A 12,935-nucleotide genomic window follows, 5' to 3' on the forward strand; every position below is an offset into this window, starting at 1 on the left:
TCTCGTCCATTCTAGATCAATTTCTTTCTCAACAACCAGTCTGTATCCACGGTTTCCCCTGTGATAAAGTGGTGCTCGCTAAACCGTTCAAATCCGAATTGTTTGTAAAAGTTTTGGGCCTTAAAATTTCGTTCCCAGACACCCAGCCAGGCCTAGTCAAATCCACGTTTATGAGCCTCATTTAAGGCAAAGCTAAACATTTCCTTGCCATAGCCCTTGCCATGATGTTCTTTTTTGACATAGATGCGCTGGATTTCAAAAGCATTGTCCATCTCTACTGGCTCTGTTTGTGCCTTGCCCCAGTTAAACTTGAGAAAACCACAAATTTCCTGATTGTGATCAAGGACAAAATAGGTCTCTGATTCCGGGTCTGCTAGGTCCTTTTGGATTTGCTCTAGCGATAAAACCGTCTGGTAGTAATCTTCCATATCGGCATCCGAGATGTAGGAACCAAAGGTATCCCCGTAGGTTTCCACCTCTAATTCCCTTAAAATTTGAAATTCATTCGGCTTAACTTTTACTAACATGATGATTTAAATTGTTCTGAAAAACGGATATCCCCTTGATAGAAGCCACGGATATCATTGATTCCGTAACGAAGCATAGCCACACGCTCTTGACCAAGTCCAAAGGCAAATCCTGAATAAACTGTTGGGTCAATACCACTCATCTCAAGGACGCGTGGGTGAACCATACCGGCTCCCATGATTTCAATCCAACCAGTTTTCTTACATACGTTACATCCAGCTCCACCACATTTGAAGCAAGAAACGTCCACCTCAACCGATGGCTCAGTGAATGGGAAATAAGAAGGACGCAGACGGATTTGACGTTCTGCACCAAACATCTTTTGCACGATCAATTGTAGCGTTCCTTGAAGGTCTGCCATTGAGATGTTCTTCCCAACAACCAAGCCTTCGATCTGATGGAATTGGTGGCTGTGAGTCGCATCATCTGTATCCCGACGGAAAACACGCCCTGGAGAGATCATCTTCAATGGTCCCTTGCTAAAGTCATGCGCATCCATCGCCCGCGCCTGTACTGGTGAGGTATGGGTCCGAAGCAAGATTTCTTCTGTGATATAGAAGGTATCCTGCATATCCCGCGCTGGGTGATCTTTAGGCAGATTCATGCGTTCAAAGTTGTAGTAGTCTTGCTCCACTTCAAAGCCGTCCACGACTTGGTAGCCCATCCCGATAAAGATATCTTCGATTTCTTCGCTGGTTTGGGTCAAGATATGACGGTAACCACTAGCAACCGGACGACCAGGAAGCGTCACATCGATGCTTTCGCTAGCTAGTTTAGCTTGGACTTTCTTTTCTTCCAAGAGTTTGGTTGTTTCTTCAAAGGCAGCCGTCAACACATCGCGGGCTTCATTGACGTGTTTCCCGATAACCGGACGCATCTCAGCAGAGACATCTTTCATCCCTTTGAGGATCTCAGTCAGAGATCCTTTTTTCCCAAGGACAGAGACCCGTAGTTCTTGCAATTCTTTTTCATTTTCAGCAGAAATCTGCTTCAAAGCTGCCAGCGTTTCTTCACGAAGCGCTTTTAATTGTTCTTCAATCGTTGACATATTTCCTCCATCATGGTCCCTCTACAGACATAGAAAAAACCACGCGCCAACACCCACATTCGGAGCGTTGACACGCGGTACCATCCGTTTTTTATCCGTAAACCAGACCTTAATTTCTAAATCCTTTACGCAAGTGAATTCACTCAGCTTTCATGCAAAGAGCTTTCAGTCACGGCTCTTCTCCCTGTCGCACTTCCCTTGAGATACTAGTCTTGCAGATTTCTATTCGATTACTATCTAGTTTAGCAGATTTTTTGTTAAAAAACAAGTTAGATGAGACTAATTTCAATATACAAAGGAACAAGAGGCCGTGCATTATCTATTTGCCTTGTCTGTTTCATCTGATTGCCTTTTCAATAGAAGAGTTGCTGCTTGGTTAAAACCATCACACCAGTTATACCATTTTGCTTCATACTCATCTTGAGGTAAGATACGATGTTTTAAATCCAAAACAGAGGTTATCTTTCTTTCCTCGCAAGCTTGCGCATAGAGATCATACAATTCATCGCCACCATCTCTATCAAACTCAGCAGAAATCGTATCCCGACCTGCCAATAAAGCCTGATAAGCCCTGTGATGCCCGTCTGTAATCAAGAAGCGATTTCCAAATGCAAGAACACTAATTGGATCCACATTGATGATGTCTGCCGACTGATCCAGCATCTGGATAGCTTGTAACTTCTTTTCTGATAAATATAGTTGGGTCGGATGAAGATCTGTTATCTTGATTTCCATATCTTTCTCCTCTACCATGAGTAACATAGTTGGTCATGAGCACTGGTAGACATTTTTAAAGGTCACGATTTAAAGACCTGCCTAAGCCAAATTCCCCCGCCATTCTTGTTATTCTTTTTCTTTTTATTTAATGACTTGTCCAGCATCTTTCAAGACAGATTCTGGAATAGTAATACCCAATTCATCTGCGACTTTTTTATTGATCACAGATTTTCCTTGGCTAAAGATTTCAACAGGCGTGTCTGCAGGTTTTTGGCCTTTCAAGATTTTCGCAGCCATTTTACCAGTTGCTACTCCAAGATCATGTTGGTCGACAACGACTGAACCAAGACCACCAGCTTCAACCATGGCTGTCGCACTTGGGAAGATTGGTTTTTTAGCTGTTTTGTTGGCTTCGACAACTGTTGAGAAGGCTGAAGCGATAGTATTGTCGATTGGAACCCAGATGGCATCGACTTTGCCTGACATTACAGACACAGTGGAAGCAATTTCGTTTGTAGAAGGAACAGAATAAGGAACCACCTTGTAACCTGCTTTTTCAGCTAATTTTGTAAATTCTTCTACTTGAGATTTGGAATTATCTTCACTGGTTGAGTACAGGATACCAATTGTTTTCACGTTTGGAGTCAACTCTTTGATCAATTTCAACTGTTGCTCAGTTGGATTGTGGTCAGATACTCCAGTGATATTGCCACCTGGTTTTTTCAAATCTTTGACTAAGTTTGCGCCGACCGGATCAGTGACAGCTCCCATAACGATTGGTTTGTCTTTAGTTGCACTAGCCAATCCTTGAGCAGATGGGGTTGCAATCCCAATCAAGACTTGGTTATCCTTGTCTACCAATTGTTTACTCATGGTCGCAACTTTATTTTGGTCGCCTTCTGCATTGAGGAAATCAATGTCCACTTTGTCTTTGTCATAACCTTCTTCAGCTAAACCATCTTGAATCCCTTTGTAGATCAGATCAAGCGAAGGGTGACTGACCAACTGCAAGACTCCAACTTTAGCTTTCTCATTGCTGCTTGCTGCCTTGTTGTCTTTGCCTGCTGTAGCTGAATAGATCGCTGTCCCAATGACTGCTGCTGCAATCAAACCAATAATTCCCATTAAACGTTTATTTTTCATTTTTAATACCTCTTCTATTTTTTCATTTTCTTCTTTTTTTCCATCATCTAAAGACTGCGACGCCATCGTTTCTTCATATATTTTCTCCCTTCTCATCTAAAACAAAAAACACGCCCACACATAGCAAAAGCTATGTGAGGACGTGTCATCGCGGTGCCACCTCACTTATGGGAAAAGGATAGTCTCCCCCCATATCTCTGTCTTGTCTAGCAACAAGTTGCACGATAAGGTGTGCCAACCGAATTTTTATTGTTTCAAATTCATCTCATCATTAGTCCAATTTCATAAACTGCCGCTACCCACTCTCAGCAACCGTGGGCTCTCTTGAAACTTTCATTTACTACTTTTCTAATTTCTTACATTTTAAAATTTTCTTTCAAAAATGTCAATACTTTTTCTGAATTTTTTTGAAAACGTTCGCATTTTCTATTGAATAGCCTCTTGCTTCTTTCTGGGATTTCCTCGCTATTTTTGATATAATTTACTAGAATAAACGCTAGAATGATGAGGAATCCCATGTCTTTTGATGGATTTTTTTTACACCATATGGTGGAAGAATTGAAGGCCGAACTCTTGAGTGGTCGCATTCAAAAAATTAACCAACCTTTCGAGCAAGAATTGGTGCTCCAAATCCGAGGCAATCGGAAAAACCAAAAGCTCTTGCTCTCTGCCCATTCTGTCTTTGGACGGATTCAACGGACCCAGACCAACTTTGAAAATCCTGCCTTTCCCAATACCTTTATTATGGTTATGCGCAAATATCTTCAAGGAGCTGTTATTGAAGGGATTGAACAAATGGAGAACGACCGGATTCTCGAAATCCGTGTCTCCAATAAAAACGAAATTGGAGATGCTATTTCTGTCAGCCTCATGATCGAAATCATGGGTAAGCACAGTAACATTATTCTCCTGGACCGCACCAGTAATAAAATCATCGAAGCCATTAAACATGTCGGCTTCTCACAAAATAGCTACCGGACCATTCTCCCTGGATCAACCTATATAGCTCCTCCGAAAACCGACGCGGTCAATCCTTTTACTATTGGAGACGAAGCCCTTTTTGCCCTTCTTCACAAGGAAGAGTTAAGTCCAAAGAACCTTCAAAAATGTTTCCAAGGTTTGGGGCGAGATACGGCTCAAGAATTAGCCAAGAGACTTGAGACGAATGAAAAATTAAAGACCTTCCGTGCCTTTTTCGAGACGCCTACTGAGCCTCACCTAACGACCAAATCCTTCTCGGCTATCCCCTTTGCGGATGCGTCCAGTCAAACGTTTGAAACACTTTCAGATCTGCTAGATGACTATTACCGAGACAAGGCTGAACGCGATCGGGTGCAACAACAGGCTAGTGAATTGATCCGAAAGGTCGAAAACGATCTCGAAAAGAACCGAAAAAAATTAGCCAAACAAGAAGCTGAGTTAGCAGCGACCGACAATGCGGAAGAATTCCGCCAAAAAGGAGAATTGCTGACAACTTTCCTCCATCAGGTACCAAACGACCAAGACCAGGTTGTTTTGGATAATTACTATACAGATGAACCGGTCACCATCCAACTCAACAAAGCCCTGACCCCTAATCAAAATGCCCAACGCTACTTTAAACGCTATCAGAAGTTAAAAGAAGCCGTCAAACATTTGACCATCCTCATTCAAGAAACCAAGGAAACCATTTCTTATCTTGAAACGGTTGAAACAGCTCTTTCTCAAGCGAGCCTGGCTGAGGTGGCAGAGATTCGAGAGGAGTTAATCCAGACCGGCTTTATCAAACGACGCAACCGTGAAAAAATTCATAAACGGAAAAAACCAAAAAAATACCTGGCTAGTGACGGAAAAACCATTATTTTAGTGGGTCGCAACAATCTCCAAAACGATGAATTAACCTTTAAGATCGCTAAGAAAGACGAACTCTGGTTCCATGCCAAAGATATCCCAGGCAGCCACGTCGTCATTACAGGAAATCTAAATCCATCGGATGAAGTAAAGACCGATGCTGCAGAGTTGGCGGCCTACTATTCCAAGGCCCGTTTCTCTAACCTGGTCCAAGTGGATATGATCGAAGCCAAGAAACTCAATAAACCAACTGGCGGAAAACCAGGCTTTGTCACCTATACCGGCCAGAAGACTCTGCGGGTCACCCCAGAAGAAGAAAAAATCAAAGCTATGAAACTAGAAGACTGATTTCAAAAATAAAAGGTTGAGTATCGCTCAACCTTTGAGTATGTATACAAACTGTTCCAAGTATGCTGAAAAATAAAATGAGGTATACTTTTAGGCTCATTCAACATATATTGAAACTTTCCGCCGTGAGAAAAGTGCTAGAAACAATCTTGTTTCTAGCACTCGGGAGTTTTGGGAGTAAAACAGTTTGGGAAACTGTTTTAGCCTGAGCCCAGAAATTAAAGAGTGAAGAGGTTCAAAACTAATTGAACACAGGCTGCGGATTGTGTCAAAACACAAGCTGCAATAGCAATAAATCCAAGACACAGTAGCTGATTGGATTCTTCTGTCGCTTTCCAAGCTCGGAAGAATACCTAATCAGCCTTGTGAGGGTAGGACGACGAAGCGTTCATAAATAATATTGCTTCTGTCCTACTCCCTATTTTGACTTTATCCTCAAACGCCCTCTGTATCTTAATTAGTCATGGAACTTATTTGAAGTTCGCTGACGTCCGTTCTCACCTAAGGAAAGTTTCTTAAATAATATTATCTTCAATACGAAAGGTTGAGCAATGCTCAACCTTTTATTCTGCTTTATGGATGTCTTCTTTGACCTCATCAACATTGAATTTGGCAAAGAGGTACTGACGGTCTTGAACTGGGAAACGTTGATCCAGCTGATCGATAGCCCCTACCTCTACAATCCCTTCTAAGATGACAAAATCCATGACATGGCCACCAAAGGTATGGTCATCTGAAATAAAGTGCAAATGGTAACCTGCCACACTCACGCCATGGAAAATTTCCGGTGTCCAAAAACCGACGATGGTACCTGTGACATTTTCCCGTGTATATTCTGGCTGATGGGTTGCAACCTCTGCAAACTTCATCTCTGGTGTTGATTTTGGAATCATACGGACATGCATCTTGGCAAAATCACCATGAATCTTAATAGAGCGGAACAGATTTTCCCCATCATAATAAGACTCAATACGGGCTTCCAATTCCTCGTCCGTCATTTCAAAGCGTTGGCGGAAAATCACTTCTGCTTGGTGAGGGACAACTGCTGCATAAGGAACCTTGGCATCCGGAGAAACTTCGACTATTTCAGGATGGTCCCCTGATCCTTTGGCCTGATATGCCTTACCATCTAATACGATCAACTCTCCATCAATAGAATCAAGCGTCCCAACTCCCAGATCTCCGTGTTCCAAGAGTTCTCCAATCGTAAATGAACCCCCGTACAGACCCGCCATTAGGGCACCTAAGGTATTGTATTGAAAAAGTTTCACTGGTTCCATGTTTTTCTCTCCTCATTCTATCTTCTACCAGTATACCACAAACTAATGCGAATCTTCACGATATGATTTATATTAGAGGTTATCATAGAGGGTTTGCATCTGCACATCGTCTGGTACGATCGCCAAATACTGGTTAGCCACTTCACGCGCCTTCGTCACATCTCCAGCCTCACGCAACAGATAAACGTAGGCTTCGAGGAATTCTGGGTTGTCCTTTAAATCCTCATAAAGCTCTTGGTAGGCTGAGACGGCCTCTTCTGTTTTCCCCAAGGCAGCCAAGGCACGGGCAATGTTCCACCGAGTGACAACTGTTTCGACTTCTTCATTTTGCCAATCTAAGACTTGGTCAAAACGTTCTTGTTCCAAATAAAGGGTAGTCAGGCGAAGAGCAATCTCTTCGAGATCATCCGCCACTTCTTTAGCCTCCAACAGATAAGTTTCTGCCTGTTCAGGCTGGTGGAGCTCATAAGAAAGCTGAGAAGCAAGGAGCTTCAACTGTGCGTCAAATGGATTCTTCTCAATCCCTTGTTTGGCAATTTCAAGCGCTTTTTCACGGTCATTTTCAGCCTGTAAAGCTAAGGCATACCCGTACTCATACCCTTCAAACTCAGGGGACAAAGTGTCAATTTGTTTGTAGTAGATCAGGGCTTTTTGGTATTCTTCTTGGTCTGACAATAAGGTCGCTAATTCGTAAGCAATTTGGTCATCAAACTCAATCTCCAGAGCTTTCTCTAAGAAAGGAACAGCTGCTTCAAACTTACCAAGATTGGCATAGGCAAAACCAATCCGTTGATAGGTGGAAATTCCTGTCGCTTCCAAAATCTCTCGATTGTCCAACTGGGCATACTCTTGGATAGCCTCTTGATAGCGTTCCAATTCCAGATCAATTTCAGCTAACCCTAATTGAATAATCGGATCATCAGACAGACTGGCTGCTTCAACTAATTTTTCACGCGCAACATCTGCGAGTCCTTCCAGTTGATAGAGATCCGCCTTAACCAAGAGACTCGCCACATACCAGTTAGACTCAGGACCAATTTCTTCTAAATAAGCAAAGGCCTCTTCCGTTTGACCTTCCTCTGCAAGGATGGTTGCCAAACTTAGATACACTTCTGGATAGGTTTCTGCAATCTGTTCATAGATCTCTTTTGCCTGAGGGTAAAAACCGATACTTTCAAGATATTGACCCAAATCCAATAATTGTTCTTCACTATCTTCTAACAAGGCCTGTTGAAATTGAACTTCTGCCTCTTCTAGCTCTTGCCGATCGAGAGCCTCTACCATTTTTTGACTATGACTCACTATGTGTTTCCTCTTCTACTTCATTGTGTTCTTCGTACAAGCCACTGACGACCTTATACCATTCAAAGATAGCTCCGATAACAACCTTAGCAGATGCATAGACTGGAATTCCAAGGAAAACTCCCCAGATTCCAAACATAGATCCTGACGTCAAGAGCACAAATAAAATGGTAATCGGATGAATATTTAACTGGCTTCCCAAAACCAAAGGTGATACAAAACGTCCTTCAATGGTTTGTTCCACCGCAAATACAATCAAGACCTTGATAAACATTTCTGGTCCTGCTACTAGGCCTAATACTAAAGCAGGTAACATAGCTAAGAAACTACCCAAGTAAGGGATCAAATTTAAGATCCCTGCAGAAATCCCCAGTGTCACGGCATAGCGCAAGCCAATGATCTTAAAGAAGATGATGAACATAATGGCGACGACAATGGCTACTGTAATTTGCCCTCGAACATAATTGGAGAGTTGGGTGTTGACGTCGGAGAGAACTTGTTCCACAGATTTACGAATCTTGGTCGGTAAGAAGCGAACAATGTGGCCCTTTAAATTTTTTCCATCTCGTAGAAGATAAAAGACAATAAAAGGCATGATGATCAAGGCAACAATGACTTGCGAAGCAACTCCGATCAAATTGCTGACCCAATTAACAGCCCGCCCAGAGATCGAACTGGCCCAAGAAGTAATGTTTGCAGACAATTCCTTAGTGATCTCATCTAACTGGGGTTTGACATCAGAAGAAACGCGATTATCTAGAAAATCATCGATGGTTGCATTGGCCTTCTCCAAATAAGTTGGCAGGTTATGAAAGAAACTCACCACTTGTCGTTGGACAGCTGGAATCACTACAGCCAGACCCCAAATTAAGAGCACTGCAATCAAGAAAAAGACGAAGGAAATCGCAAAAATCCGCTTAAGTCCTTTTCTTTCAAGAAAGTCAACAATGGGGTTGAGCAGGTAATAGAGCAAACCAGAGATAATGACAGGCAGCATGACGGCTCCTGCAAACTCAAAAATAGGAATAAAAATAAAGGTGATTTTACTCAAAACCAAAAGGTTCAAACCCAAGAGCAAGGTGACTAAAAATACGGTAATGGCCTTGTTGTCTAAAAACCATCTAAAAAACCAGGACAAACTAAACTGTTTTTCTTTATTATCCACAGAGAACTCCTTTTTCATTTCAATCTGTTTCTATTTTAGCATTTTTTGAGCTTGAAGTTACGAAAAAACTAGCAAAATAAGAAAGAAAGGCCTCCCCTTTTCAACTAGCAATTGCCTTCCAATAGGACCTTTGATATAATAAACCTAACAAATCATACGAGGTGACCTATGTCTCAAACCATTTATTTCGGTACCTATACCAAAAAAGAATCCAAAGGAATTTACAAGGCACAATTTGATCCTGAAACAGGGATATTGAGCCAACTTGAACTAGTGGCAGCTGAGCCCAATCCAACCTATATCGCTTTTTCTGAAAAAGGCAACCTCTACAGTGTCGGAGCTGAAGAGGGAAAAGGAGGCATCGCAAGTTTTACAGCTGATTTTCAGCCACTCAATCACGTTGTTGAAGAGGGCGCTCCACTCTGCTATGTCTCTGTCGATGACAAGCGTCAACTGGTCTATGGAGCCAACTATCACAAAGGCCAAGTTCTCGTATATAAGCTAGAGGCAGATGGGCGTTTGTCCTTTGTCGATCAAGACACCCACCAAGGAAGTGGTCCTCATGCCAATCAAGCAAGTCCGCATACCCACTATGCAGACCTTACACCAGATCAGTACTTGATCACGTGTGACCTAGGAACAGACAGTTTGCATGTCTATGATGTCAGTGAGGAAGGAAAACTTACCCTGATCAATCAGTACCAAATAGCTCCAGGGGCAGGACCTCGTCACCTTGTCTTCCATCCTCATTATAAGACTGCCTATCTCATCAATGAATTAAATGCCACCATCGACGTCCTCTTTTATGACGGTATGGGTGAATTCGAACACTTCCAAACTGTTTCCACACTTCCATCAGACTACGATGGTCAAAAATGGGCTTCTGCAATCAAGCTCTCAGCTGATGGAAAATTCCTCTATGCATCTAACCGTGCTCATAATTCCATCGCGGTCTTCAAAGTTGTGGCTGATGGTAGCCTAGAACTGATTGAAATTGTTCCAAGTCAAGGGCTCAATCCACGAGATTTCACGCTTAGTCCTGATCAAAACTATTTGATCGTAGCCCATCAAGATTCACCTAATGCCACCGTCTTCAAACGAGATTCTGCTAGCGGAAAATTGACCCTTCTATCCGACGACTTCTATGTTCCAGAGGCCGTTTGTACGGTTTTTCATTAAGTCGTTTTAGTTGTCAAACCTCTAAAAAAATGATTAAATAGATGAGGAAAAGGCGTGAGCCTGACTTCACAACTTATATTTTAGGAGACCCTAACATGAATCCATTAGACTTATTTAACCAAGTGAAAGAAATGATCGAAAAGAAAGATTTCGACGCTGCAAAGAAATTTGTTGATGACAACAAAGACAACCTCGGTGACTACCTTGAACAAGCCAAAGGGCTTGTATCTGGAAATGAAATGGTCAGCGGTGCCTTGGACAAAATCAAAGGCTTGTTCTAATAAGATGATTCCTCAACTAGATAGTTGAGGAATTTTTGTTTACCCCAATCGCAAAAAAAGATCCTTGAGAAAACTCAAGGATCTTTCTAATCTAGTATACTAAATTATTTTTTAAGGTTATAGAAAGATTCCAATCCACGGTATTCAGCAACTTCACCAAGTTGATCTTCGATACGAAGCAATTGGTTGTATTTAGCGATACGGTCTGTACGTGAAAGTGAACCAGTCTTGATTTGTCCTGCATTTGTTGCAACTGCGATGTCAGCGATGGTTGAATCTTCAGTTTCACCTGAACGGTGTGATACAACGGCAGTATAACCAGCTTCTTTCGCCATTTCGATAGCGTCGAATGTTTCAGTAAGAGTACCGATTTGGTTAACTTTGATAAGGATTGAGTTAGCACATCCTTCTTTGATACCACGTGAAAGGTAATCAGTGTTTGTTACGAAGAAGTCGTCACCAACCAATTGAACTTTACCACCAAGACGTTCAGTAAGAGCTTTCCAACCTTCCCAGTCGTTTTCATCCATACCATCTTCGATAGTGATGATTGGGTATTTGTTTACCAATTCTTCAAGGTAGTCGATTTGTTCAGCGACAGTGCGGACAGCGACTCCTTCACCTTCGAATTTAGTGTAATCATAAACTTTACGTTCTTTATCGTAGAATTCTGATGATGCACAGTCAAATCCGATAAATACGTCTTTACCTGGAACATAACCAGCGACTTCGATAGCGACGATGATAGTTTCTACACCATCTTCAGTTCCGTCGAAACGAGGAGCGAATCCACCTTCGTCACCAACGGCAGTTTCAAGACCACGACCTTTAAGGATTTTCTTAAGTGCGTGGAAGATTTCAGCACCCCAACGAAGAGCTTCTTTGAATGTAGGTGCACCAGCAGGTACGATCATGAATTCTTGGAAAGCGATTGGAGCATCTGAGTGAGATCCACCATTGATGATGTTCATCATTGGAGTTGGAAGAACTTTAGTGTTGAATCCACCAAGGTAGCTGTAAAGTGGGATTTCAAGGTAGTCAGCAGCAGCACGAGCTACAGCGATAGACACACCAAGGATTGCGTTTGCTCCCAATTTACCTTTGTTAGGAGTTCCGTCAAGAGCGATCATTGCACGGTCAATAGCTTGTTGGTCACGTACATCGTAGCCGATGATTGCTTCAGCAATGATGTTGTTTACATTGTCAACAGCTTTTTGAGTTCCAAGACCACCGTAACGAGATTTGTCACCGTCGCGAAGTTCTACAGCTTCGTGTTCACCAGTAGAAGCTCCTGATGGAACCATACCACGTCCGAAAGCACCTGATTCAGTATAAACTTCTACTTCAAGTGTTGGGTTACCGCGTGAGTCTAGGACTTCGCGAGCGTAAACATCAGTAATAATTGACATTTCTTACTCTCCTTATTGAGTTATATTTTTTACTCCTCTATCATATCGTAATTAAGCTATTTTTTCAAGAAAAAACAAGGAAATCTACGAAAATTGAGAAGTTTTTAACAAGAAAACGGTTCCACGTTCTTTTTTTCTTTCATTTCCCTCCTTATTTAATTTTTTTGCATACTTCTATTCTTCTGCCGCGCTTTATGCTATACTAAGCTTATGACAGATATTAATAAAACAATTTTAGAAAAAGCCGCTGGTCCTACTCGATTCAATCCGGATGAGCAGCGTCGATTTTTGGAGACTTATGAGGAGCGGGTGATTGCTTCATGCACCTTGGAGGAGGCAAGGGACAAGATGTACCTGGAGCAGTATTCGACAATCCTCACTGATATTTCGGATCGCTTTCATCCTGTTTTGGTCAAGATCTCCCCAGCTTTAGATGAAAGCAACCAGCTACAATATTTGAAAAAAACCAAGGATCTCGGTCTTGTGGCAAGCATCGTTTCGGATGACTGTCGCCATTCCCCCTTTGGTCTCATCATCCATACTGACCACTCATCTGGAATTTCACCAACAGATATGAGTCTCCAGTATCCAAATTTATTTGAAAAGAAAGAAGAGACTGCCAGTCCAGAAAAGAAATCATTTTGGAAACGTCTCTTTAGCTAAAGAAAAACCAATGGAAGGGAACATCCCCTTTCCATTGGTTTT

At 42.1% G+C, this 12,935-nt stretch carries 11 protein-coding genes and 1 pseudogene; 4 read left to right on the forward strand and 8 right to left on the reverse strand.

Going from position 1 to position 12,935, the window contains the following annotated elements:
* Positions 1-11: 11 nt before the first annotated feature.
* From AB4X21_RS07075 to trpX, 4 genes and pseudogenes are all read right to left on the reverse strand, one after another.
* Positions 12-527, reverse strand: a pseudogene (locus tag AB4X21_RS07075) (GNAT family N-acetyltransferase).
* On the reverse strand, positions 521-1,576 hold the full coding sequence (gene pheS, locus AB4X21_RS07080) for a phenylalanine--tRNA ligase subunit alpha (RefSeq protein WP_003018892.1): 1,056 nt from the start codon (positions 1,574-1,576) through the stop codon (positions 521-523). Before pheS ends, AB4X21_RS07075 begins: the two are co-directional and overlap by 7 nt.
* A gap of 315 nt (positions 1,577-1,891) precedes the next feature.
* Positions 1,892-2,311: a chromosome partitioning protein ParB gene (locus AB4X21_RS07085; RefSeq protein ID WP_369087724.1), complete on the reverse strand. Its 420-nt coding sequence runs from the start codon at positions 2,309-2,311 to the stop codon at positions 1,892-1,894.
* A 123-nt stretch (positions 2,312-2,434) separates the two neighbouring features.
* Positions 2,435-3,436, reverse strand: coding sequence for a tryptophan ABC transporter substrate-binding protein (gene trpX / locus AB4X21_RS07090; RefSeq protein ID WP_024055230.1), 1,002 nt, complete (start codon positions 3,434-3,436; stop codon positions 2,435-2,437).
* A gap of 516 nt (positions 3,437-3,952) precedes the next feature.
* Here trpX and AB4X21_RS07095 point away from each other — a divergent pair.
* Complete coding sequence (locus AB4X21_RS07095; protein WP_369087725.1) at positions 3,953-5,614, forward strand: NFACT family protein; 1,662 nt, start codon at positions 3,953-3,955, stop codon at positions 5,612-5,614.
* Between the two features lie 563 nt (positions 5,615-6,177).
* Here AB4X21_RS07095 and budA read toward each other — a convergent pair.
* From budA to AB4X21_RS07110, 3 genes are all read right to left on the reverse strand, one after another.
* Positions 6,178-6,894: an acetolactate decarboxylase gene (gene budA, locus AB4X21_RS07100; RefSeq protein ID WP_003002766.1), complete on the reverse strand. Its 717-nt coding sequence runs from the start codon at positions 6,892-6,894 to the stop codon at positions 6,178-6,180.
* 72 nt (positions 6,895-6,966) lie between these two features.
* On the reverse strand, positions 6,967-8,196 hold the full coding sequence (locus tag AB4X21_RS07105) for a tetratricopeptide repeat protein (RefSeq protein ID WP_151378622.1): 1,230 nt from the start codon (positions 8,194-8,196) through the stop codon (positions 6,967-6,969).
* Entirely contained in the window at positions 8,186-9,361 is a 1,176-nt protein-coding gene (locus tag AB4X21_RS07110; RefSeq protein ID WP_151378623.1) for an AI-2E family transporter, read from the reverse strand. The genes AB4X21_RS07105 and AB4X21_RS07110 overlap by 11 nt, the downstream gene beginning before the upstream one ends.
* A 168-nt stretch (positions 9,362-9,529) precedes the next feature.
* On the opposite strand from AB4X21_RS07110, the gene AB4X21_RS07115 reads away from it, so the two are divergent.
* A complete protein-coding gene (locus AB4X21_RS07115) occupies positions 9,530-10,540 on the forward strand; it encodes a lactonase family protein (protein WP_003011099.1) in 1,011 nt (336 codons plus the stop codon).
* A gap of 95 nt (positions 10,541-10,635) precedes the next feature.
* Positions 10,636-10,821, forward strand: a complete 186-nt coding sequence (locus AB4X21_RS07120; RefSeq protein ID WP_003002861.1) for a hypothetical protein — start codon at positions 10,636-10,638, stop codon at positions 10,819-10,821.
* A 104-nt stretch (positions 10,822-10,925) separates the two neighbouring features.
* On the opposite strand, the gene eno is transcribed toward AB4X21_RS07120, so the two are convergent.
* Complete coding sequence (gene eno / locus AB4X21_RS07125) at positions 10,926-12,230, reverse strand: surface-displayed alpha-enolase (protein WP_369087726.1); 1,305 nt, start codon at positions 12,228-12,230, stop codon at positions 10,926-10,928.
* Positions 12,231-12,440: 210 nt separating this feature from the next.
* On the opposite strand from eno, the gene AB4X21_RS07130 reads away from it, so the two are divergent.
* Positions 12,441-12,893 carry a DUF1694 domain-containing protein gene (locus AB4X21_RS07130; RefSeq protein WP_369087727.1) on the forward strand — a complete coding sequence of 151 codons (453 nt, stop codon included), beginning with the start codon at positions 12,441-12,443 and terminating at the stop codon, positions 12,891-12,893.
* Positions 12,894-12,935 lie beyond the last annotated feature (42 nt).

Source organism: Streptococcus sp. CP1998 (assembly GCF_041026655.1).
In the GTDB taxonomy this organism is placed as follows: domain Bacteria; phylum Bacillota; class Bacilli; order Lactobacillales; family Streptococcaceae; genus Streptococcus; species Streptococcus dentalis.

Excerpts from the sequence above, each read along its gene's own strand:
- pheS (WP_003018892.1), bottom strand. The coding sequence starts at position 1,576 with ATGTCAACGATTGAAGAACAATTAAAAGCGCTTCGTGAAGAAACGCTG.
- AB4X21_RS07120 (WP_003002861.1), top strand. The coding sequence starts at position 10,636 with ATGAATCCATTAGACTTATTTAACCAAGTGAAAGAAATGATCGAAAAG.
- AB4X21_RS07095 (WP_369087725.1), top strand. The coding sequence starts at position 3,953 with ATGTCTTTTGATGGATTTTTTTTACACCATATGGTGGAAGAATTGAAG.
- budA (WP_003002766.1), bottom strand. The coding sequence starts at position 6,894 with ATGGAACCAGTGAAACTTTTTCAATACAATACCTTAGGTGCCCTAATG.
- AB4X21_RS07130 (WP_369087727.1), top strand. The coding sequence starts at position 12,441 with ATGACAGATATTAATAAAACAATTTTAGAAAAAGCCGCTGGTCCTACT.
- AB4X21_RS07085 (WP_369087724.1), bottom strand. The coding sequence starts at position 2,311 with ATGGAAATCAAGATAACAGATCTTCATCCGACCCAACTATATTTATCA.
- eno (WP_369087726.1), bottom strand. The coding sequence starts at position 12,230 with ATGTCAATTATTACTGATGTTTACGCTCGCGAAGTCCTAGACTCACGC.
- trpX (WP_024055230.1), bottom strand. The coding sequence starts at position 3,436 with ATGAAAAATAAACGTTTAATGGGAATTATTGGTTTGATTGCAGCAGCA.
- AB4X21_RS07115 (WP_003011099.1), top strand. The coding sequence starts at position 9,530 with ATGTCTCAAACCATTTATTTCGGTACCTATACCAAAAAAGAATCCAAA.